Annotated in this window: 27 protein-coding genes; 14 read left to right on the forward strand and 13 right to left on the reverse strand. The window is 28.9% G+C overall.

What is annotated here, in order from left to right:
- Position 1 precedes the first annotated feature (1 nt).
- From JFY71_RS07960 to JFY71_RS07985, 6 genes are all read left to right on the forward strand, one after another.
- The gene (locus JFY71_RS07960; RefSeq protein WP_243660279.1) at positions 2 to 1,063 is read left to right on the forward strand and encodes a SufB/SufD family protein; all 1,062 of its coding nucleotides are present in this window, start codon (positions 2 to 4) and stop codon (positions 1,061 to 1,063) included.
- Positions 1,064 to 1,071: 8 nt separating this feature from the next.
- Positions 1,072 to 2,295 carry a SufS family cysteine desulfurase gene (locus JFY71_RS07965; protein ID WP_243660280.1) on the forward strand — a complete coding sequence of 408 codons (1,224 nt, stop codon included), beginning with the start codon at positions 1,072 to 1,074 and terminating at the stop codon, positions 2,293 to 2,295.
- Complete coding sequence (gene sufU, locus JFY71_RS07970; protein ID WP_243660281.1) at positions 2,285 to 2,722, forward strand: Fe-S cluster assembly sulfur transfer protein SufU; 438 nt, start codon at positions 2,285 to 2,287, stop codon at positions 2,720 to 2,722. Before JFY71_RS07965 ends, sufU begins: the two co-directional genes overlap by 11 nt.
- A gap of 567 nt (positions 2,723 to 3,289) precedes the next feature.
- Positions 3,290 to 5,038: an ABC transporter ATP-binding protein gene (locus JFY71_RS07975; RefSeq protein ID WP_243660282.1), complete on the forward strand. Its 1,749-nt coding sequence runs from the start codon at positions 3,290 to 3,292 to the stop codon at positions 5,036 to 5,038.
- A complete protein-coding gene (locus tag JFY71_RS07980; protein WP_243660283.1) occupies positions 5,028 to 5,345 on the forward strand; it encodes a 6TM ABC transporter family protein in 318 nt (105 codons plus the stop codon). The genes JFY71_RS07975 and JFY71_RS07980 overlap by 11 nt, the downstream gene beginning before the upstream one ends.
- Positions 5,346 to 5,358: 13 nt before the next feature.
- Positions 5,359 to 6,816, forward strand: coding sequence for an ABC transporter ATP-binding protein (locus JFY71_RS07985; protein ID WP_243662152.1), 1,458 nt, complete (start codon positions 5,359 to 5,361; stop codon positions 6,814 to 6,816).
- A 38-nt stretch (positions 6,817 to 6,854) separates the two neighbouring features.
- Here JFY71_RS07985 and JFY71_RS07990 read toward each other — a convergent pair whose 3' ends face one another.
- Positions 6,855 to 8,033 carry a phosphopentomutase gene (locus tag JFY71_RS07990; protein WP_243660284.1) on the reverse strand — a complete coding sequence of 393 codons (1,179 nt, stop codon included), beginning with the start codon at positions 8,031 to 8,033 and terminating at the stop codon, positions 6,855 to 6,857.
- 14 nt (positions 8,034 to 8,047) lie between these two features.
- Complete coding sequence (locus JFY71_RS07995; RefSeq protein WP_243660285.1) at positions 8,048 to 8,845, reverse strand: DeoR/GlpR family DNA-binding transcription regulator; 798 nt, start codon at positions 8,843 to 8,845, stop codon at positions 8,048 to 8,050.
- 155 nt (positions 8,846 to 9,000) lie between these two features.
- On the opposite strand from JFY71_RS07995, the gene deoC reads away from it, so the two are divergent.
- The 6 genes from deoC to JFY71_RS08025 all read left to right on the forward strand — a co-directional run bounded on the left by deoC (position 9,001) and on the right by JFY71_RS08025 (position 15,112).
- Complete coding sequence (gene deoC / locus JFY71_RS08000; protein WP_243660286.1) at positions 9,001 to 9,648, forward strand: deoxyribose-phosphate aldolase; 648 nt, start codon at positions 9,001 to 9,003, stop codon at positions 9,646 to 9,648.
- A gap of 60 nt (positions 9,649 to 9,708) precedes the next feature.
- Positions 9,709 to 10,479: a nucleoside phosphorylase gene (locus tag JFY71_RS08005; protein WP_243660287.1), complete on the forward strand. Its 771-nt coding sequence runs from the start codon at positions 9,709 to 9,711 to the stop codon at positions 10,477 to 10,479.
- A 21-nt stretch (positions 10,480 to 10,500) separates the two neighbouring features.
- Positions 10,501 to 11,553, forward strand: a complete 1,053-nt coding sequence (locus tag JFY71_RS08010; protein WP_243660288.1) for a BMP family lipoprotein — start codon at positions 10,501 to 10,503, stop codon at positions 11,551 to 11,553.
- Positions 11,554 to 11,620: 67 nt separating this feature from the next.
- Positions 11,621 to 13,150 carry an ABC transporter ATP-binding protein gene (locus tag JFY71_RS08015; RefSeq protein WP_243660289.1) on the forward strand — a complete coding sequence of 510 codons (1,530 nt, stop codon included), beginning with the start codon at positions 11,621 to 11,623 and terminating at the stop codon, positions 13,148 to 13,150.
- Positions 13,140 to 14,213 carry an ABC transporter permease gene (locus tag JFY71_RS08020; RefSeq protein ID WP_243662153.1) on the forward strand — a complete coding sequence of 358 codons (1,074 nt, stop codon included), beginning with the start codon at positions 13,140 to 13,142 and terminating at the stop codon, positions 14,211 to 14,213. Before JFY71_RS08015 ends, JFY71_RS08020 begins: the two co-directional genes overlap by 11 nt.
- A complete protein-coding gene (locus tag JFY71_RS08025; RefSeq protein WP_243660290.1) occupies positions 14,213 to 15,112 on the forward strand; it encodes an ABC transporter permease in 900 nt (299 codons plus the stop codon). The genes JFY71_RS08020 and JFY71_RS08025 overlap by 1 nt, the downstream gene beginning before the upstream one ends.
- A gap of 230 nt (positions 15,113 to 15,342) precedes the next feature.
- Here JFY71_RS08025 and JFY71_RS08030 read toward each other — a convergent pair whose 3' ends face one another.
- From JFY71_RS08030 to JFY71_RS08070, 11 genes are all read right to left on the reverse strand, one after another.
- Positions 15,343 to 15,771 (reverse strand): IS3 family transposase, encoded by a 429-nt coding sequence (locus tag JFY71_RS08030; protein WP_338041863.1) that lies wholly within the window; start codon positions 15,769 to 15,771, stop codon positions 15,343 to 15,345.
- Between the two features lie 18 nt (positions 15,772 to 15,789).
- On the reverse strand, positions 15,790 to 16,092 hold the full coding sequence (locus JFY71_RS12195; protein WP_420846439.1) for an IS3 family transposase: 303 nt from the start codon (positions 16,090 to 16,092) through the stop codon (positions 15,790 to 15,792).
- 122 nt (positions 16,093 to 16,214) lie between these two features.
- Entirely contained in the window at positions 16,215 to 16,382 is a 168-nt protein-coding gene (locus tag JFY71_RS08035) for a hypothetical protein (RefSeq protein WP_243660292.1), read from the reverse strand.
- A 437-nt stretch (positions 16,383 to 16,819) separates the two neighbouring features.
- Complete coding sequence (locus tag JFY71_RS08040) at positions 16,820 to 17,020, reverse strand: TlpA family protein disulfide reductase (RefSeq protein WP_243660293.1); 201 nt, start codon at positions 17,018 to 17,020, stop codon at positions 16,820 to 16,822.
- The gene (locus JFY71_RS08045; protein WP_243660294.1) at positions 16,965 to 17,477 is read right to left on the reverse strand and encodes a TlpA family protein disulfide reductase; all 513 of its coding nucleotides are present in this window, start codon (positions 17,475 to 17,477) and stop codon (positions 16,965 to 16,967) included. The genes JFY71_RS08040 and JFY71_RS08045 overlap by 56 nt, the downstream gene beginning before the upstream one ends.
- Positions 17,458 to 18,312 (reverse strand): 4Fe-4S binding protein, encoded by an 855-nt coding sequence (locus JFY71_RS08050; RefSeq protein ID WP_243660295.1) that lies wholly within the window; start codon positions 18,310 to 18,312, stop codon positions 17,458 to 17,460. The genes JFY71_RS08045 and JFY71_RS08050 overlap by 20 nt, the downstream gene beginning before the upstream one ends.
- Positions 18,305 to 18,445, reverse strand: a complete 141-nt coding sequence (locus tag JFY71_RS12200; protein ID WP_420846421.1) for a CD1871A family CXXC motif-containing protein — start codon at positions 18,443 to 18,445, stop codon at positions 18,305 to 18,307. Before JFY71_RS12200 ends, JFY71_RS08050 begins: the two co-directional genes overlap by 8 nt.
- Before the next feature lie 124 nt (positions 18,446 to 18,569).
- On the reverse strand, positions 18,570 to 19,016 hold the full coding sequence (locus JFY71_RS08055; RefSeq protein WP_243660296.1) for an Hsp20/alpha crystallin family protein: 447 nt from the start codon (positions 19,014 to 19,016) through the stop codon (positions 18,570 to 18,572).
- A gap of 161 nt (positions 19,017 to 19,177) precedes the next feature.
- The gene (locus JFY71_RS08060; RefSeq protein ID WP_243660297.1) at positions 19,178 to 19,945 is read right to left on the reverse strand and encodes an SDR family oxidoreductase; all 768 of its coding nucleotides are present in this window, start codon (positions 19,943 to 19,945) and stop codon (positions 19,178 to 19,180) included.
- Positions 19,946 to 20,080: 135 nt separating this feature from the next.
- Positions 20,081 to 20,581, reverse strand: a complete 501-nt coding sequence (locus JFY71_RS08065; RefSeq protein WP_243660298.1) for an ECF transporter S component — start codon at positions 20,579 to 20,581, stop codon at positions 20,081 to 20,083.
- Positions 20,574 to 20,972, reverse strand: coding sequence for a DUF4430 domain-containing protein (locus tag JFY71_RS08070; RefSeq protein WP_243660299.1), 399 nt, complete (start codon positions 20,970 to 20,972; stop codon positions 20,574 to 20,576). The genes JFY71_RS08065 and JFY71_RS08070 overlap by 8 nt, the downstream gene beginning before the upstream one ends.
- Before the next feature lie 185 nt (positions 20,973 to 21,157).
- On the opposite strand from JFY71_RS08070, the gene metF reads away from it, so the two are divergent.
- Both metF and JFY71_RS08080 read left to right on the forward strand, forming a co-directional pair.
- Positions 21,158 to 22,027, forward strand: a complete 870-nt coding sequence (gene metF, locus JFY71_RS08075) for a methylenetetrahydrofolate reductase [NAD(P)H] (protein WP_243660300.1) — start codon at positions 21,158 to 21,160, stop codon at positions 22,025 to 22,027.
- On the forward strand, positions 22,027 to 22,644 hold the full coding sequence (locus JFY71_RS08080) for a vitamin B12 dependent-methionine synthase activation domain-containing protein (protein ID WP_243660301.1): 618 nt from the start codon (positions 22,027 to 22,029) through the stop codon (positions 22,642 to 22,644). The genes metF and JFY71_RS08080 overlap by 1 nt, the downstream gene beginning before the upstream one ends.
- Positions 22,645 to 22,649: the final 5 nt, after the last annotated feature.

The raw sequence follows: 22,649 nt of genomic DNA on the forward strand, positions 1-22,649 counted from the left end.
TATGACAATATATAATGAACTTCCGGTAACAACCTTTAGGTGGACAAAAGCTAATCATATTTTACTAGATGATTTAAATATAAATAAAACAGAATATAATTATAACACTGTAAAAGTCGGAAAGGACAATGTTTCTGATATTCCAATGGCAGAAGAAATTAAGATAAAAGATGATTTTGTAGGGGCTAGTAAAGAGTCCTTAGAAGAAGTTTTAGAAATTGCTAATTATAAGAAATATATTTTTGCTAAAAGTGGTGAAAATTTAGACATTTACCTAGATTTAAAAACCAACGAAGCTAATCCGGTTTTAATAGGCGATATTTCCATTTATGGTAAAGAAAATTCCAATATTCAAATAACAATGGATTATAGTGGAGATTATAAAAATGCCTACACTAATGTTTTAACAAGAATTAAGGCAGAAAAAAATTCTAAAATTAATATAGTAAAGGTTCAAAGACAAGGTGAAATTAGACACATTGAACATAGATATAGTCAAGTTGAAGAAAATGGAGAAGTAAAGTATTTAACAGTAAATCTTGGTGGGGAAGAAAGTCTCTATCATTTTGTTACAGATTTAATTGGAGATAATAGTAAGGCGGATTTAAAAACAATTTATATTGGGGAAGGAAAGTCACTAACTGATATTTATAATAATATTAGATTTTATGGTAAAAATGCCAATGGTGATTTTATAGTAAAAGGAGCATTAAAAGACCAGGCTAAAAAATATTTTAGAGGCACTTTGGATTTTATAAAGGGAAGTTCCCAATCAACCGGTGATGAAGAGGAAAAAGTAATTCTTTTAAATGACAAGGTTAAATCCTTTGCTATTCCCATTCTTCTTGCAGGAGAAGATGATGTAATAGGCAACCATGCAGCAAGTGCAGGACAGGTTGATGAAAATATTCTTTTCTATATAATGAGTAGGGGTTTTTCTGAAAAAGAAGCTAAAAAAATGATAGTAGAGGGTTCCTTTAGACCAATAATCGATGAAATTAAAAATATGGAATTAAGGGATTTCGTTATTGATACCTTAGACAAAAAACTTGAAAAAGTCTAGGAGGAGTTATGAATAAATATAAGAAGGATTTTCCTATATTAAATAAAGATTTTAATGGGAAAAAATTAATTTATTTTGATAATGCAGCAACTTCTCAAAAACCTAAGACAGTATTAGATGCTGTTTATGAATATAATACGAATTCAAATGGTAATCCCCATAGATCAGCACATATATTATCTGTAAAGGCTACAGAGGACTATGAAAAATCAAAAGAAAGAGTAAGAAAATTTATAAATGCAGAAGATGTAGAAAATATTATTTATACTAAAAACGGTAGTGAATCTATAAATTTAATTGCAAGATCTTTTGCAGAGCCTAGATTAAAAAAAGGCGATAAAATAGTTTTAACAATAGCAGAACATCATTCCAATATTGTTCCTTGGCAAAGAGTGGCTAAAAAAACAGGAGCTATAGTAGAATATATTTACATTAATAAGGAAACTGGAAAATTATTAGAAGAGGACTATAAAAAAATAGATGAGAATACAAAAATAGTTTCCTTTTCTCATATAAGTAATGTTTTAGGAATGAAATTACCTGTTGAAGAACTAATAAAAAGGGCAAAAGAAGTAGGAGCTATAACAATAGTTGATGGAGCTCAAGGAGTTCCTCATGTAAAGGTAGATGTTCAAGAAATTGGATGTGATTTCTATACATTTTCAGGTCATAAGATGCTGTCATCCTTAGGAATTGGAGTTTTATACGGTAAAAGAGATATTCTTAAAAGTATGGAACCATTTATTCTAGGTGGTGATATGATTGAATATGTTGAAGAACAAACCACAACATTTGCAGAATTGCCATTTAAATTTGAGGCAGGTACACAAAATGTAGAGGGAGCTGTTTCCTTAAGAGCTGCCATAGAATATATAAATAAAGTAGGATATGACTTTATAGAGGAAAATAATAGAATACTAATGAGGTATTTACTAGAGGAAATGATTAAAATTCCGGAAGTAAATATAATAGGCAGTAAGGATTATAAAGAAAAATATGGAGTAATAGCCTTTACTATAGATGGTGTTCATCCTCATGATGTTGCAACAATAATGGACTCCTATGGAATAGCCATAAGGTCAGGTCATCATTGTGCCCAACCTTTAGGGAAATATTTGGGAATACCGGCATCAAATAGAATTAGTCCATATTTTTATAACGATATTGACGAAGCAAAATATTTTATAGAAAAATTAAAGACGGTTAGGGGGGTTATGGGATATGGAGCTTAATCAACTATATTCTGAAGTAATACTGGAACATAACCAAGACACTAGAAATAAGAGGGAATTAAATCCCTACACTATGGAGGAAAGAGGTCATAATCCTAGCTGCGGTGACGATATTACTCTAAGATTAAATATAGAAGATGGGATTGTAAAAGATGCGGCTTATACAGGAATAGGTTGTGCAATAAGCCAAGCATCTACTTCGATTATGATAGATGATATAAAAGGAAAAACAGTAGAAGAGGCTTATAAAAAACTGGATTTATTTTTAAATATGATAAGAGGAGAAGTTACAGATGAGGAGCTTCTTGAAGAAGAATTAGAAGAAGCAGTAGTGTTTAAAAATATTTCTACAATGCCGGCAAGGGTAAAATGTGCAGTACTGGCATGGCATACTTTAAAGGAAGCCTTAGATGAAAAGAATAGATAAATTATAAGAACAGCTTGGAAAATGAACTGAACCCCTAAGTCCGGACAAGGATTTGGGGGTTTTTAAAATGTTGATAAATCTTTTAATTTAAGTAAATTTTTTTAGTTATTAAACACAATCCAGGAAGTGTTTTAACATTTAAAAAGATTTAGGATAAAAGAAGTGAATAAAAGATAAAAAGCTTTTGTTTATTTTAAAAATTATATAAAAATAATCTTTAAAGTATAACAATATTCATATACTTTACATATTTATGCAATATATTTATAGTTTTCTTGACAATATATTTTCACTATGTTACATTGAATTAGTAAATATTAAAGAAAGAGAGGTAAAAAAATGATTAATTTAAGCAAAATGATTATTACAAATAATAATAGAGTTAGAACGATGGGAAATAATAGTTTTTTTACAAATGAATTTAAATACCTCTCCATAAATCATTAAATTTAATTATTAAATTTTTTACTGAATATTAATGGAGAGGACTGTCTCCATTTACTTTAGAAGCACACCTAAGTATTTGGGTGTGTTTTTTGTGTGCAAATAATTATATTGAGGTGATTTATGTTTAAGATTTTTAATAAACTATCTTGGTTTATAAAGTATTATAAAAAATATTATATTTTAGTTTTAATAACTATGATAATTTCAAATATATTAATAATAATTCCTCCAAGATTATTAGGGATTATTTTAGATGACATTAGCAGTAAAACTTTAACTTTAGAAAAATTATATACTTTAGTTGCTATTTTAGTTGTTGTAGTTTTGGTACATTATGGTTCTAACTATATTTGGTCCTATTATATTTTTAAAGCATCTGACGAAATAGAAAGAGTAACTAGATTTAGACTTATGAAAAAATATTTAAGACAAAGTCCAAAATTCTTTGAAAAAAATACAACCGGTTCTTTAATGGGAAAAGCGACAAATGATGTAAGTATGATTTCTGAGTTTGCCGGCTATGGAATGATGGCTTTTTCAGATGCTACACTCTATCCTTTAGCAATTTTAATTGTAATGGCATTTTCTGTTAGTTTTAAACTAACTATTGTTTCAATCTTGCCACTACCTTTACTTTTTTATGCTACTAAAAAAATTGAAACAATATTATATGCAAGATTTGAACAAGTACAAAGAAGTTTTGACCGATTAAACGATATAGTCCTAGAAAATATTTCCGGTGTAAGAGTAGTAAGAAGTTATACCTTAGAGAAAAGTCAAACAAAGGAATTTGAAGAGGAATGTTTAGATTATTATGAAAAAAATATGAATCTTGTAAAGGTTGCAAGTATTTATGGATTTATTAGTAGGGTTATTCCAGGACTTAGTATGGTAATTACAATAATTTATGGGACTTATTTAATAGGGGTTAATGACCTTACAATAGGAAACTTAGTCTCAGCTACTCTTTATATAAATATGTTAGTTTGGCCAATGTTTGCCTTAGGTGATTTTGCGACAATAGCAGAGCAAGCAAGTGCATCAATGGATAGGATAAATGAGGTTTTAAATTATAAAGAGGATTTAATAGATAATGAAAATGCAATTATATATGAAGGAAAGGGAAATATAGAATTTAATAATTTGGATTTCTATTATCCTACATCTAAATATAAGGTTTTAGATAATATTAGCTTTGTTTTAAAAAATGGACAATCCTTAGGAGTTGTTGGGAAAACCGGTTCAGGAAAAACAACTTTAGTAAAACAGCTCTTAAAAATGTATAACCTTAAAGAAAAAAGTTTAAAAGTTGGTAAAAATTACATTGAAGATTTAAATACCAGAAGTTTACGGGAAAAAATAGGCTATGTTCCTCAAAGACATATTGTATTTTCTAAAACCATAGAGGATAATATAAAATTTTCCGACAGTTCTAAGACCCATGAAGATGTAGAAAAAGTTGTTGAGTTAGCAGATTTTAAAAAGGATTTGTCACAACTGCCCCAAGGACTTAATACAATGGCCGGAGAAAGGGGAGTTTCTCTTTCCGGAGGACAAAAACAAAGGATATCAATAGCAAGAGCATTAATTAAAGAGCCGGAAATTCTTATTTTAGATGATAGTTTGTCAGCTGTTGATGCAAATACGGAACAAAAGATTTTGAAAAACTTAAAGGAATATAGGAAAAATAAAACAAATATTATAACTGCTCACAGACTTTCAGCAGTTCAACACGCGGATTTAATTATTGTTTTAGATAACGGGAAAATAATAGAGCAAGGAACCCATGAAGAGTTATTTATGAAAGATGGTTGGTATAGGGAGCAGTTTATACACCAACAGTTAAAAGGTGAAGAAAATGGAGAATAATTTAAAAATAAACAGGATAAAATCAAAGAAAAAGCGTAAATTTGTCATAAATAAATTATCAAATTATACATTATTACAAATTAAAAATCTTTCCATAGGTATGCTTTTTACCTTATTTACTCTTTTAGCGGATTTAGGTGGTCCACTTATAATTTCCAGAATATTAAATAGGGAAATAGCCCAAGGGATAGGTGCAAAATCTATAAGAGTTTTTTCTTTTCTTGTTGCATTTTATTTTTTATTGTTAATATTTGGAGGAGTTACTAAGTATTTTAGTAGATATTTTTTGGAAAAAAGCTGCAAATAAAATTGCTCTTTTTATGCAAAGAGATGTATATAAACATGTGCAAAAATTACCAATTTCATATTTCGATGAATTACCTGCCGGAAAAGTAGTTTCAAGAATTACAAACGACACTAAGGCAGTTAAGGTTTTGTTCCAAATTGTATTAAGTGATTTAATAACTTGTGGTGTATATATTTTAGTTTTATATATTGCCTTATTTTCACTGGATTTTAAATTTACATTATCAACTTTAATAATACTACCAATAGTTTATCTTTTATTTAAGGATTTTATTAATAAGGCTTCATCTATTAATAAAAAAGGTAGAAGGCTTTTAAGTGATTTAAATGCAAATTTAAATGAAAACATACAGGGAATGGAAATAATTCAGTCTTTTAATCAAGAAGATAAAATACTTGATGAATTTACTGGAGTAAATAATAAAATATATAAAAACATGTTAAATTTAACAAAGCTTTATGCCTATAATTCATTTAATGCAACCCAAACATTACAATATTTAACACTAGGTGGGGTTTTACTTTATTTTGGTTATGGTTCTATTACAGGAGCATTTGCTGTAAATATTGGAATAATATATTTATTTGTAGACTATTTTACAAAAATATTTGCAAATTTAAATAATGCTATTCAAAGAATAGGAAATTTAGAAACATCCTACGGAGCAGCAGATCATATATTTGAATTATTACAAATTGAAATAATTCCTGAAAGAAAAGAAAAATTAGAAAATATTAGTGGAGATATAGAATTTAAGGATGTTTCATTTTACTATAAAGATGAAGAATATGTATTAAAGGATATTAATATTAAAGTAAAACCTGGAGAGACCATAGCTTTTGTTGGACATACCGGCTCCGGTAAAAGCACTATGATGAATTTGCTTTTAAATTTCTACAATACACAAAAAGGAAAAATCTTAATTGATGGTGTAGATATTTCTCAACTTAATCAAGAGGATTTAAGAAGAAATATTGCAATAGTTTTACAGGACCCATTTCTATTTACAGGAACAATATTTAGTAATATAAACTTAAATGATGATAAAATGACAGAAGAAGATGCCTTAAATGCCTTAATGAAAGTTGGAGGAAAAATTATATTGGATAGACATCCAAAGGGGATTTATACAGAAGTAAAGGAAGATGGGAATTCCTTTTCAGCAGGGGAAAGACAGCTTATTTCCTTTGCGAGAGCTTTGGCAAAAAATCCTTCAATACTTGTTTTGGATGAAGCCACTGCAAATATTGACAGTGAAACAGAAACTATTATTCAAAAGGGAATAGAGGAGCTAAAAAAAGGAAGAACAACATTCTTAATTGCCCATAGACTATCAACAATAAAAAATGCAGATAATATAGTTGTATTGGATAAGGGTAGAATAATAGAGCAAGGCTCCCATGATAAACTAATTAGTTTAAATGGTGTTTATAAGAAAATGTACGAATTGCAATCTGCAAAAGAGAATTAAAAAAATCAGCAATTTTGCTGATTTTTTGTTTTTTAATATTAACTTGAAAATAAATGATTGTAAATAGTATTTTCATAATTTGTAAAATTGTCGTTTAATTTAAAGTTGTTGGAGATAATTGTTGCAATGTCAGAAAAATTTCCTACTGGTAAAATTTCACCATTATTAAATTTAGGTGAATAAGCTATAAAAGGGACATATTCTCTTGTATGGTCTGTTCCTTTAAATGTAGGGTCGTTACCATGGTCAGCAGTTACAATAAAAAGATCGTCATCTGTCAGATTGCTAATGATCTCAGGTAAGCGGGAATCAAATTCCTCAAGAGCTTTTGCATATCCTTCAGGATTTCTACGATGACCATACATTGAATCAAAATCTACTAAATTTGTAAAAGTAATTCCTGTAAATTTAATTTTCAATGTTTCTATAAATTTATCTACTCCATCCATATTACTTGTGCTTGGAGTGGATTTAGTAATACCTTGTCCATTAAAAATATCATTTATTTTTCCTATAGCGTAAACATCAAATCCATTTTCTTTGAGGGTATCCAGTACAGTTTTACCATGAGGGGAAACAGCGTAATCATGTCTATTGGAAGTCCTTATAAAATTACCAGGTGTTCCAATATAGGGTCTAGCTATTATTCGTCCAATTAAATTAGGTTCTTCTAGTGTTATGGATCTTGTATATTGACAAATATCATAAAGTTCTTCTAGGGGAATTATTTCTTCGTGGGCTGCTATTTGTAAGACAGGATCAGCTGATGTATATACTATTAAAGCGCCGGTTTCCATTTGTTCTTCACCATAGTCTTCTAATACCTTAGTTCCACTATATGGTTTATTACATACAATGGAGCGTTTAGAATAATTGGAAATTTTATTTAATAATTCTGTATTAAATCCATTTGGATATGTAGGAAAAGGTGTTGAGGTTAGTAGTCCCATTAATTCCCAATGTCCAGTCATTGTATCTTTTCCTGATGAAATTTCAGTTAATTTTCCAGCGTAACATTTTGGCGAAGTGATATTTTTAACATTCTTTAGTGGGGTTATTCCTCCAATTCCCATTTTTTCAAGATTAGGGATTTTTAAATTAACAGTTTTAGCTATATTTCCAAGAGTATTGGAACCTTCATCTTGAAAATTAGCAGCGTCAGGTGCTTCTCCAATACCGACGGAATCCATTACCAATACATGTATTCTATTAAACATATTTTCCTCCGTTATTAATTACATATATGTAACTTTATATTTTTTTCTTTTAACAAATTTTTCCATTCTTCTGAAATTTTAGAATCTGTCACTATTTCATCAATATCATCAAGATCACAAAAATATTCCGATCTAATAACTCCAAATTTAGTAGAGTCAACAAGTAGAATTCTTTTTATGGAACTATTTATTACTGCTTTTTTTGTAGCCACTTCATAGGAGTTTCTACAGGTTAAGCCTAATTCCTCATGAACACCAGCAGCTGAAAGAAAGGCTTTTGTAGCTCTTATTCCTTCAATGAATTTTACTCCCTGTACACTAGCAAACATTTGAGTGTTAGGATAGTAATATCCACCTGCAAATAATATCTTTATATTTGGATTTTTTATATTTGGATTTTTTCTTAGTTCAGTTAAGATGTTGATATTATAACTTAAGGCAGTAATATTAATACTTGGATTTATATTTGAGATAATATGTTGAGTAGTTGTTCCTGTATCAATCATTATTATGTCCCCATCTTCTATTAAAGAAGCGGCATATTTTCCTATATTGGATTTTTTCTTAAATTGTTTATCTAATTCAGCATTGAAATCGTATTGGGATTCTTCTCTTAAAGAAGAATCCATTGGATCATAAATAATAACACCATCTATATTCTTTACTATATTTTGACTTTCTAAAATTTTCAAATCACGTCTAATAGTCATTTCAGATACTTTTAACATATTAGCTAGATCTCGAATAGGTATATAATTTTTAATTTTTAAAATATCTATAAAAGCCATTAACCTTTCTTCTTTTTTGCCCAAATTATTCACTTCCATTATTTTAATTATAGTAAATATTTATATGTTTGTTATATATAATAACATTTAAATAGCATTATGTAAATAAAAAAACAAAAAATGTTGACAAATTATCATAATGGTGTTAATATGATAAAATAATAAAAATAGGAGGTAATATGAAGAATAATGAAATTTTAAAATATGTGGATCATACTCTTTTAAAAGCAGTTTCAACTTGGGAACAAATAAAAAAGATATGTGAGGAAACTAGAGATTATAATATGGCTAGTGCTTGTATTCCGCCAACATATGTTGAAAAGGCAGCTAAAGATTATGGAAACGATATCGTCATATGTACTGTATTAGGTTTTCCATTAGGTTATGATAATTTGGAAACAAAAGTTTTCTCAGCAAAAAATGCAATATTAAAAGGTGCTGAAGAATTGGATATGGTTATTAATATAGGAGATGTGAAAAATAGGGATTACGACAAGATTACATATGAAATAACTAAGATGAAAGAAGCGGTAGGGAGTAAAATATTAAAGGTAATTATTGAAACATGCTATTTAGAAGAAAATGAAAAAATTCAATTGTGTAAATGTGTTACAGATGGTGGAGCGGATTATATTAAAACTTCTACTGGGTTTGGAACAGCGGGGGCTACAATTAAAGATATCATATTATTAAAAAATCATATTGGTCCAAATGTGAAAATAAAAGCATCTGGTGGGATTAAAACAAAAAGTGATTTAGTATCTTTCATAGAGATTGGATGTCAACGTCTTGGTACAAGTTCAGCTTTACAAATCTTATATGGATAAAAAGAGATTTAGTAATGTAGAGAGTTATAAATAAAAATGATTTTAAAAAAGAGGTAAAAAATGGATAATAAAAAAATGATGCATATTGGAATAAAAAAAGGTGAAGTTGGAAAGTATGTTTTTCTTCCAGGAAGTCCAGAAAGAACAGAAAAAATTGCGAAATATTTTGATAATGCTAAGGAAATTGCATTTAATCGAGAATATAGAACGTTTATAGGAACTTTAGATGGAGAATTGGTTGCGGTTACTAGTACAGGGATTGGTGGACCTTCTGCAGCAATAGCAATTGAAGAATTAAGTGCAATAGGTGTTGATACTATGATTAGAATAGGGACTTGTGCTTCAATGAGTCCTAAAGTAAAAAAAGGTGATATTGTTGTACCATCTGGTGCAGTAAAAATGGAAGGAACAAGTAGTCATTATTTACCCGTTGAGTTTCCTGCAGTACCAAACTTTGAAATATTAAAAATATTAACAAATTCGTTAGATTCACAAAAAATAAAATATCATACAGATGTTAGTATTACTAAAGATTCTTTCTATTCTCAAACCAATCCAGAAAGAAGTCCTGTTTCTAATACATTAATAAGAAAATGGGATGAATATATAAGAGGTGGGGCAACTACAACGAGTATGGAGTGCTCGATATTATTTGCGGTAGGTGCTGCTTTAGGAATTCGTACTGCTAGTATGCTAGTAAGTGCAACTAATGCAAAAAGTTTTGAGGGTCAAGAGCCAGGAGACAGTTACGATTTAGAGGATTATGTTATTAGAGCTGGTATAGAAGGAATGCGTCAAATCATTAAAAGTGATAAAAATTCAAAATTTTAAATTAGAAAGAGGAATAAAACAATGAAAAAAAGATTTTTAATATGTTTAAGTATAATAATGATTACTTTATTGGTGGGTTGTTCTGGAAATGATAAAAAAGAAGATAAGAAAACAAATGAAGTTAAAGGAAATATAGGGGTTATTTATACAAAAGCAAAATTAGGAGGAAATTCTTTTAATGATGTTGTTCAAACAGGTTTAAAACGTGCTGAAAAAGATCTGTCTATAACTTTTACTGAAGTTGAACCAGATACAAGTTCTGATCAGGAAAATGCTCAAGAAACTATGGCAAGTAGTGGAGATTTTGATTTAATAATTGCTGTAGGGCAAGAACAATCAGATGTAGTAGAAAAAATTGCAGGTAAGTATCCGGAACAAAAATTTGCTATGATAGATGCAGATTTAGATCTTCCTAATGTGGCCAGTTATGTTTCTAAAGAGGAAGAAGCATCATTTTTAATAGGAACTTTGGTAGCGTTATCCGCAGATTCAGTAGAAGGAAGTAATATTTTTGGATTTGTTGGTGGTGTAAATAATCCATTAATAAACAAGTTTTTAGCAGGATATGAATCAGGAGTTCGTTATATAAATAAAGATAATAAAGTTTTGGCTGATTATGTTGGGGGTTTTCAAGATCCATCAACGGCTAAAGTAATTACAAATACTATGGAACAAAAAGGGGCAAAAGTAGTTTATCATGCTGCAGGAGCTTCAGGTTTAGGCGTTTTTCAATCTGCAAAAGAGCAAGGTATATTAGCGGTAGGAGTAAATACAAACCAAAATAGTATTGACCCAGATACTATAATGGCAAGTATGCTAAAAAAAGCGGATGAATCAGCTTATAGATGTATTAAAGAAGTTATGGAGGATGATTTTCAAGCAGGGGTACATTACTTAGGATTAAAAGAAAATGGTGTAGGATATACTGTTGAGGATAGTAATATAGAAACTTCTCAGGAAATTATAGATCAAGTAGAGAAAATTAAAGAACAAATAATATCAGGTGAAATAATTGTTCCTGAAACTCTTGATGAAGTATCTTCTTTTGTAAATGATAATAGCTATTCCAAATAATTATTTAATAATTTATTTTAATCAAGGAAGATAAATTATCTTCCTTGATTATTAGGGGGGGACTTAAGTGAAATATGCTATTGAAATGAAAAATATAACTAAAACATTTGGACAAGTAGTGGCAAATGAAGATATTACTTTCAAAGTTTTTAAAAATGAAGTCCACTGTTTATTAGGAGAAAATGGTACAGGAAAAACCACACTTATGAATATTCTGTTTGGTCTATATCATCCAGATAGTGGAGAAATATTAATTAATGGAGAAAAAAGTGAAATTCAAAATCCCAAGGATGCTTTTCATAAAGGAGTTGGTATGGTACATCAACACTTTATGCTAATTGAAAGAATGACAGTACTTGAAAATATAATATTGGGAAAAGAGCGAGGATCTTTCTTTATTGATTATGAAGATTCTAGACGAATTATAATCGATCTAATAGAAAAATATAACTTCCAAATAGATGTAGATGAAAAAGTAGAAAATCTTTCAGTAGGAACTAAACAAAGAGTTGAAATTATAAAAACTCTTTATCGTGGCGCGGATATAATTATTCTTGATGAACCAACAGCAGTTTTAACTCCTCAAGAAGTTGAAGAGTTATTTAAAATTTTATATTTGCTAAAATCCGATGGAAAAACTATTATTTTCATTACTCATAAATTAAATGAAACTATGGAAATTGCAGATCGAGTTACTATTTTAAGAAAGGGAAAAAACATAGCTACAGTTGAGACTAAAGAAGTTAATCCAATGATTTTAGCAGAATATATGGTTGGAAGAACTATAGAGTCAGTAATGAATAATGAAGATATAGAATTTGGTAAAGAAGTCTTATCCATTGAAAATCTTCAACTATTGAAAGGTAAGGAAGGTAAAGTTAGTTTTTCTATTAGAGAAGGAGAAATTTTTGGGATTGCAGGTGTTGAGGGCAATGGACAGCTTGAACTAGAGGAATTTATAGTTGGATTGCGAGAAGCTAATCCTGATGCAAAGATTGAATTTTTATCAAAAAATATATCTAAATTTGATGTTAAAAATAGAAAAAATATGGGAATAGGATACATTCCATCAGATAGACATAAAAGAGGGATGGTAGAGGATTTCTCATTAACAGAAAATTATCTGTTAGGTTATCAAGACAATGATAAATTTGTTAAAAAATTATTTATAAAGATGGATAAACTAATTGAACATTCAGAAAAAATGATAAATCTATTTAGAATAAAAGCCTTATCATCTAAAGATAAAATAGGACAATTATCAGGAGGTAATCAGCAGAAGACAATACTTAGTAGAGAAGTTGGAATGAATCCTAGTTTAATTATTGCAGCTCAGCCTGTCAGAGGACTTGATATTGGTGCGATTGAATTTGTACATAAAACTTTAATGGATTTAAAAAGAGAAGGTAAAGCGATATTATTAATATCTGCAGAACTTTCAGAAGTGATGAACTTAAGTGATACTATTGCTGTTTTATATGAAGGAAAGTTTAAAGCGAAAATTGCAAATGGAGTCTTATCAAGGGAAAACATAGGTTTACTTATGGCTGGAGAAGATTTAGAAAAGGTAAGAGGAGAAAATAGTGATGGAAAATAAAAAGAAAAATAATTCAATAAAAATATTTTTTAAAAAACTACCTTTACAGGACATACTTAGTTCTTTCTTAGCAATTTTATTAGCTTTTCTTGTTGGTTCATTTATAATTTATTTCATGGATTATTCTCCAATAAAAGCTTTTTCGGCATTATTTAAAGGTGCATTTGGAGATCAACGTGCTATTTTTAATACGATTGCTATGAGCATTCCCTTGATGTTTACAGGATTGGCAGTTGCTGTTGGTCAACAAGGAGGTATGTTAAATATAGGAGCGGAAGGACAGTTGTATATAGGAGCGATGGGATTTGTAATATTTACATTACTATTTCCTAATTTACCTAAAATAATAATGCTACCTATTGGATTTTTTATTGGAATGTTGTGTGGTGGTTTATGGGGAGCGATACCGGGGTTATTAAAGGCGAAAAAAGGAATTAATGAGGTAATAGTATGTATTATGTTAAACTATATAGCTACTCTCTTTACATCTTATTTAGTCAATGGACCTTTCAAAGGAGAAGGAATGGAAGCACATACTAATCCGATTCCAGCATCTGCACAAATAAATAGATATACTTCGGATAGTCTACTAGGAAATACAATAGTCATTGCACTAATAACCATTGTTTTGATCTATATTTTTTTATGGAAGACAAATATAGGATATAAAATTAGAACTGTTGGTAAGAATAGAACAGCAGCAGAGGCGGCAGGAATAAATGTAACATTTATAATTATTTTAACTATGTTTATTTGTGGTGCCATGTCTTCATTGGCTGGTATAACGGAAATTAGTGGAAATATAGGTAGATTTAGAGAAAGTTTTTCTCCATCTTATGGATTTACAGGAATTGCAGTTTCTATATTAGGTAGAAATCATCCAATAGCAATTATTTTTACTGCTTTGCTTTTTGGTATGTTAAACGCTGGTTCGATGTATATGTCTATGACAACTTCAATTTCAACTAATATTACAATAGTAATACAAAGTTTAGTAATTATTTTTGTTGCTGCACCTAAATTATTTAGTTTGATTAAGACTGGAAAGCGGGTGAATATATAATGGTTATTATTGAAGATTTCTTAATTATTGTTCTTCAAGTTTTTGTACCTATTGCACTAGCAGCTTTAGCTGGAACAATATCAGAACGTGGGGGAATGATTAACTTAGGGCTGGAAGGTATGATGTTAATGGGAGCTTTTGCTGGAGCAGCTGGTAGTTATTTTTTCAACAACCCATTTGTTGGTTTATTACTAGCAATGTTTGTAGGAGCTATGATGGGGTTACTACATGCATTTTTTTGCATAAAACTTAAAGCTCATCAATCAGTAATGGGAGTAGGAATAAATCTATTTGCAAGTGGATTAACAGCAGTTTTATTAAAAATGATATGGAATAATGAAGGTATGAGTGTAAGTGTAAAAGTACTTCCTTCTGTTACTATACCAATACTAAACAAAATACCAATTATAGGAGTTTTGTTTGATAATCAGTCTATTCACCTGTATCTTACAATTATTATAGGTATAGTAGCGTTTATTATTATTTATAAAACAAAAATAGGATTAAGATATAGAGGAATAGGGGATTTTCCAAAATCTGTTGAAACAGCTGGTATAAATGTTGCTAAATATAAATATTGGTCAGTTATAATTAGTGGTATGATAGCAGGAATAGCAGGATCTTATTTATCAATATCGCTAAATGATATTTTTGTTAAAGATATGGTTGCGGGTCGTGGTTTTATGGGGATGGCAGCCAATATATTTGGAGGATGGAATCCAATTGGGTCGTTAATAGCGAGCTTGATATTTTCTATAGCACAAGCCTTCAGATTTTACTTGACAGATTTTAAAATACCAAATCAATTTATAGAGATGCTCCCGTACATTGTTACATTAATTGTTTTAGTAGGAGCAAAATCTAAATCCCGATCCCCTGAAGCTTTAGGAAAAGAATAAAATATTTATTGAATAAAAATTTACTAATATTATATTAATTATAATAAGTTTACAAAAAATGTGTATGAAAAACTACTTGGATAAGCTAAGAGTTTAAATAGTTTTTTTAATTAGTGTTGATGAAAAGCTAGAAGTTTTTAATTTTCTTTCACCAACACCATAAATTGTAGAACTAAAAAAAAATCAGCAATTGTTGTGAACCCATAAACACAGACAAAAATAATATTTAATTAGACGGATTGTAATCTGTATTTTACAGGTGACGGTCCGTTTAAATTTTTTTTAATCCTATCTTCATTATACCATCTAATATATTCTTTTATTTCTTTAATCAATTTATCTGCTGATTCAAATTTTTCTCCATAGAACATTTCTTGCTTCATTATTCCAAAGAAATTTTCCATAGGAGAATTATCCAGATAATTATCTTTTCTAGACATGCTTTGTATTATTCCATTTTCCTTCAGCTTTTTTACATAGGCTTTCATCTGATATGCCCAACCTTGGTCTGAATGAAATGTTCTTCTATACTTACAATCAGATGTTATTTTAATAGTTTCTTTCAGAGAAACCATTATATTCTCTGTTGATGGTCTTTCAGATATTCCATAGCTTAATATCTCCAAGTTACATAAGTAAATAAATGGATCAAAATACAACTTTTTAATTTGAGGATTTCAATTCTTGTCACGTTTATAGTATTTGAATTCTGTTGCGTCTGTGGTTATTTTTTGATGAATTATACTGGTGTTAAATCGTCTATTTAGTTTGTTTTTTGCTATTTTACCAACTTTACCTTTGTATGAACTATATTTTCTACTTTTTCTAGTAAATGATATTACTTGAAGTTTAAGTTTTTGTACAAGTCTCTGTACCTTCTTTTTATTTATCTTCAATCCTAGTTTTTTAAGTTCACCATAAATTCTTCTATATCCAAAGTTTTCATGTTTTTCTCTTATCGTTAAAATTTCTTTTTCTATTTTTTATCCAGACTATCTCTATTAAATCTTTTTTGCCAATACATATTATGTTGATTTGGGAAATTTAAGCACTGCAAGAATATCTTTTTATTAAAAGGATCCTCGGAGATTGTGTATTATTTTTATGATTTATTTTTTTGTCTTTCCTTTAGATGCAATCTCCTCAATTCTTTTAAATATTCATTCTCTACTTTCAGAGATAAAACTTGTTGTTCCAGTTCTTTGATTCTGTCAGCATCATTTTTATTTATCTGAGAAATTCTATTGTTTTTATTATTTTTAGATTTCATTTCAAAGTGTCTCCCTTGTTGTATTACAAGGTCTTCTTTTCCAAATTTTCTAAACTTTGATACCCAATTTGGAATTAATGAGAAATTGTCTATTCCAGATTTAATAGTAAGTTCTATATAAGTGATCTATGTTGTTAGGTAAGACTCTATCATATTTAATTTGAAATCTAAAGTATATTTATTATTATTTTTTCTTTTTATTAATAGGCTTTCTTCACCAAATTACATATATTTTTTAACCCAATCACGAACTGTTTCTTTATCGGGAATATTATATTTTTTAGTTAAATACTTGTATCTTCCCAAACCTGTAAATATTCCTTTACTACTTTTAGTTTAAATCCGAAACTATATTTTGCCATTGAAAAACCGACCTCCTAATCGTTAGATTTCTGATCTAACTTTTGGGGGTCGGTACACAAACGGGTGGTAGTGATTTAATTTTCCTGAACAGAAGTTGCTTCTACTGCTTCTGTAGTTTCTTCTTCAATTTCGGTATTGGTATTTAAAGCTTCTTCAATCTTTTCTTCAAAATAATCGTAATCTTTCATAGCCATAGCGGAATCAATAATCCTACCGTCTTTATCTAAAAAGAAGGTAGTTGGAAATGCTAAAATAGGGTAGCCTGTTTTTGCCATTTTCATCTGCTGCTATTTTAAAAGTATAGTTGTTTTTTTCTACAAAATCTTCTACTAATGGTTTTTCTTCTCCTATTGATATTCCAAGAACTACAACTTCTTCTGGATAATCATCTTGAATTTTTTGCAAGTCAGGCATTTCCCTTTTACAAGGACTACACCATGTTGCCCAAAAGTTTAAAATTACAGCTTTACCTTTAAAATCAGATAATTTAACAGTTTCTCCTGAAAGTAATTCTACTTCAAAGTCCGGTGCTAAGTTACCTATATCAAAACCTTCAGCATTTGGATCGGAAGTAGGTTCAGTTACATCTGTTTCTGTAGTAGAATCTGTAATATTTTGAGAAGTATCAGTAGATTCATTTGAACTGCTACTTGTCATTGTCTCGTTTTCTGAACACGAAGTTATTATAAATAATGATACAATAAGTAAAAAACTAAGTTTTATTTTTTTCAATTTCCTTTTCTCCTCTAATCTTTATCTTTTTCCAATGTATTGCATTAGTAGGGCAAGAATTTATACAATCACCACAATTAATACATTCGTGATCATTAACCTTCTTTACATCCATTTTACATACCTTAATACATTTGTTACAGTTAATACATCTTTTTTCATTAACTGTAATTCCAAATACAGAATATTTATTGAAAAAAGAATAAATCGCACCTAAAGGGCAGATAAATTTACAAAAGCCTCTATAAATAAATACAGCTAGGATTATTATAAACAATAATAAGAAAATTTTCCAATTAAATAATTTTCCAACTATATTATCAAATTTATTTCCAAATACTACTAAAGGAATTCCGGCTTCTAAAGTACCTGCAGGACATATATATTTACAAAAAGTCGGAGCTAAAAGTACCACAGGTAAAATAAGAATAAATACTACCAGTAAGATATACTTCAAATAGGATAATTTTCTAGTAATACTATTTTTTTTAATTTTTGGTGTTGGTATTTTATATAATAATTCTTGTATAAGACCAAAAGGACATAAAAATCCACAAATTAATCTGCCAAAAAGTCCTCCAAATATTAATAGTGTTCCAACAATATAAAATGGTAGTTTGTTAGGAATTTGTGTAATGGCAAATTGTAAACTACCTAGGGGGCAGGCTGCTATTGCCCCGGGACATGAATAACAATTAAGTCCGGGAACACATAATCCCTTAGTTTTATTTTGGTTGATTGTTTGATTTGTAAAATTAACTAAATCTGAATTATATAATAAGGCAGTAAAAAGTTGAAATATTTTTCTTTTTATAGGTAATTTTAATTTAGCCAATGCCGATACACTCCAAACATATGTAGATTGCTTTCATTAATGTATCTTGATAATCGTTTTGTTTTATACCTATTATTATAAAAAGTACACCTATTAATAATATGGAAATGTTAATATATTTTTTAGTTTTCATATTTTTCTCCTCGTATAATTTATATTAACAGAAAAGAGATAATATTAAAATGTTACTTAATATAAAATAAAAAAAGAAGGCTTAAATAAGCCTTCTGGGAGGATGCAATCCATTTTCATGGATATTAATCAATTTCAATTTCTTTTGTCTTGTTATTATTTTTACGTTTAGGAATTTTTATTTCCAAAACTCCATTATCTAATTTTGCTTTTAGATTTTCTTCATCTATATTGTCAAAATACATTGATCTGCTCATAGAAGAAGTTTTTCTTTCTTTATGGATATAATTTTTCTTTTCATCGGATTTATCAATTTCCTCATCTTTATTTACAGAAATTGTTAATCTTCCATCGTCAAGTTTAATATTAATTTCTTTTTTGTCATAACCAGGTAAGTCTGCCTCTACTAAATATTCATCTTCTAAATCTTGAATATCAACCTTGAACAAAGGTTCATTGTTGAATTTAGTTGGTAAAGTACCTTCATTAAAAAATTGATCCATTAGGTCGTAAAAGTCATCGAATTGGTTTCTTAATCCAGTATATCTTCTAGGTGTAATTTTGTTTAACATAATAATCACTCCTTAAAAAGTTCAATTTAGCACTACACCATATTAAGTGCTATCCCTTTACATCTTTATCATACATCAAAAGTCAAAGAAAGTCAAGGGCTAATATAAAATCATAAAAAAGAGCAGAATTTTTAAATTCTACTCTAAAAAATAATTTATTTTTAATAAGCTGTCCATCCGGCGTCAACTGCTATTGCTTGACCGTTTATAAAGCCGGAATCATCAGAAGCTAGGAAAACAGCAACTTTAGCAATTTCTTCCGGTTTTCCGGATCTTGGATTTGTTGCCATAGTAGCAGGTAGTATTACTTCTCTAGATTCTTTGTCGATATTTTGCATATAAGCACCTTTGGCTATATCTGTTTCAACTCCACCTGGACATATAGCATTACATCTAATATTCTTTTTAGTATAAATATAGGCAGTGTTTTTTGTAAGTCCTATTACGGCATGTTTAGATGCTGTGTAAATTGAACCACCTCTGGCACCGTTTAAACCTCCTACAGAAGCAATGTTTATTATATTTCCAAAACCTTGTTTTTCAAAAATTTTGATTGCTTCCCTTGATGTATAAAAAGGAGTAAAGGTATTAAGTTGGAAAATATTTTTAAGTGCTTCATCATCAAAATTTCCAACTCCTGCAAAATTATCCATTATACCTGCATTATTTACAAGAATATCTAGTTTGCCTTCTTTATCAGCAACTTCCTCTATTACTTTGGCAGCAGCTTCTAAATCCATTAAATCCCTTCCTACAGGAATAATTTCACCCTCATAGCTTTCAGTTTGTTTCTTTAATTCATCTAGTTTCTCAACTCTTCTTGCTACAGCGTATACCTTAGCACCTTCTTTTGCAAATTCTGTTGCAATAGCCTTTCCCATTCCTGAACTTGCTCCAGTTACAATAGCAATTTTATCTTTAAGTTTCATGGTATTCCTCCTTGTATAATTGTTTGTCTATTCTAGTTACTGTAATAAGGTTCTACCCTAAAAAGTAAATAATTAATCTATTTTCAATAAAAACTTTTACTTTATAATAACTTTAATACAAATAATCATAAATTTTCAATAAAAATATTTTTTTATAATTTTTAATAGGATAGGAACAATTATTAAGTAGATAACAATATTTCCTATAGCATGAAGTAGATTAAAGGGCATATCGGCAAGTAAATAAACCCAATAGCTTTTAAAATTACTAAACATAGATGAAATTAAAAGGGAATAAACAAGGCCGAATATAAAACCTGAAAAAAAGCTGTAAATAGCTTGTAAAAGTATGCTTTTTTTAAAGTTATTAAATTTTTTTAATATAACTGCTATTAAAATAATTACAGTGTAGCAAATTATTTGGTAAATAGTCCAAATTCCAAAGCCTAAGTATAAATTAGAAATAAATATTACCAAAGTATTTACTAGAATTGCGTCAATAAAGGAAAAATATATTGCTGTAAATATAATTATTGTTGTTACCGGCTGTATATTTGGTAAAAATTGAAAGAAAATTCTTCCGGCAATAGTAGCAGCTGATAATAATGAAAGGAAGGTTAATTTCCTATTACTCATTTTCAAATTTTTCTAAAGAGAAAACTATAGTATCTTTATTTTTTAATATATATTCACCTGCTCCTGTAGTAGCATATTCATTATTTACTGTATAGGTCCAATACTTTCCTTCGTTTTCATCTTGTTCTCTACCGTTAATTGAGGTAATAAATCCATCTGATTCAACTATTTCAAAATTATCCTTTAATAAAGAAAGTAGATTCTTATCCTCTGTAGTTTCAATTTCTTCATTAGCAAATTCTTGCTTATCTTCTTCTAAAATAATATTTACTGTAATAGTATTATTTTCAGTTGGAATATTAGTTTCCTTTTCTGTATTTGTTTTAGTAGAACAAGCTACTAGTGAAAATACTAATAATAATGATATTACTAAAAATTTAATCTTTTTCATAATGCCTCCTAATTTTTATATTAATTTTATTATAACAGAAAGAGTATGATATAAAAATTATAAAATTTACATTGCTAATTATTGCTTTTAACTATATCTAACCATAAATTAATAGTAATTGTTCATAACAAAACACTGTGTTACTATAAAGTAAATGAATTTCAATAAAATTACTGGGGGTATTTATGAAAATTATAGATTTATTTAAAGAAGGTAAGCAGGTTATTTCTTATGAGGTTTTTCCGCCAAAAACAAGTGCAGGTATAGAATCGGTAAAAGTTGCTACAGAGGAAATAGCAAAGTTAAATCCTGGTTTTATTAGTGTTACCTATGGAGCTAGTGGAGGAACCAGTGACTATACTGTTGATATTGCTTCTAATATTCAAAAAGCCTACAATGTAACTTCCTTAGCACATTTAACCTGTGTTACATCTAATAAGGAAACAATTATCAATCAACTAGAAAAATTAAGAGACAATAATATTGAAAATATTCTTGCACTAAGAGGGGATTTACCTGAGGATATGGAAAAGTTTCGCAGTAGAGATTATAATTATGCTAGTGATTTAATGAAGGATATTAATAGTTTCGGTGATTTTTGCATAGGAGGGGCATGCTATCCTGAAGGTCATGTGGAATCGGAACGTTTAATTGATGATATTGAAACTTTAAAGAACAAGGTTAATATGGGGTGTGAGTTTTTTATTACACAAATGTTTTTTGATAATAATATTTTGTATAATTTCTTATATAAATTAAGGGATGCTGGTATATCAGTTCCTGTAATAGCAGGAATTATGCCGGTTACAAATCCAAAACAAATAAAAAGAATAACTGAACTTTCAGGAACTCACTTACCTCAAAGATTTAAAACCATAGTAGATAAATTTGGACATAATCCAAAGGCAATGGCACAAGCTGGAATAGCCTATGCAACTGAACAGATTATTGACCTATATGCAAATGGAGTTAATGGAATTCATGTTTATACTATGAATAAACCTGAAATAGCAAGAAGAATAAATAATAATTTATCGGAGATTGTAAATAATTAATGAAGGATATAATTTATATACACAAAGCTGAACTTGGGGATTTTAAATTAAATAAAAAAAGCATGATACACTACATGGGTCAGAAAAAATCCAAAGTTACCAGTGAAATATTAAAAATAGTAGATGAATCATTTAATGAAGTAAAAAATGATTTGGTTTTTAAAACATGTTATAGAAAATATGATTTAAAATTAAATGACAATTATGAAGTAGATTTAGGCTTTGTAAAAACCAATTCTACTAATTTATATAAAAACCTAGAAAGTTGTAAGGAGATTTATGTTTTTGTTTCTACAATCGGATTTGGAATTGACAGAAAAATTAAAAAATACACCAATTTATCTCCAGTTAAAGCTTTGGCCTTTCAAGGTATTGGTTCAGGTATTATTGAGGATTACTGCGATTTTTTCAATGATTATCTAGCTAAAATTGAAGATGAAAAGGGTAATAGTTTAAAAACAAGATTTAGTCCCGGCTATGGAGATTTGGATTTAGGCTTACAAGTTGATATTTTTAAAAATTTAGAGGTTACTAAAAAGATAGGTGTTGTTTTAAACGATAGTCTATTAATGACACCATCAAAATCTGTATCGGCAATTATTGGAGTTTACAAATAGGAGAT

Source organism: Miniphocaeibacter halophilus (assembly GCF_016458825.1).
Classification (GTDB): Bacteria; Bacillota; Clostridia; order Tissierellales; family Peptoniphilaceae; genus Miniphocaeibacter; species Miniphocaeibacter halophilus.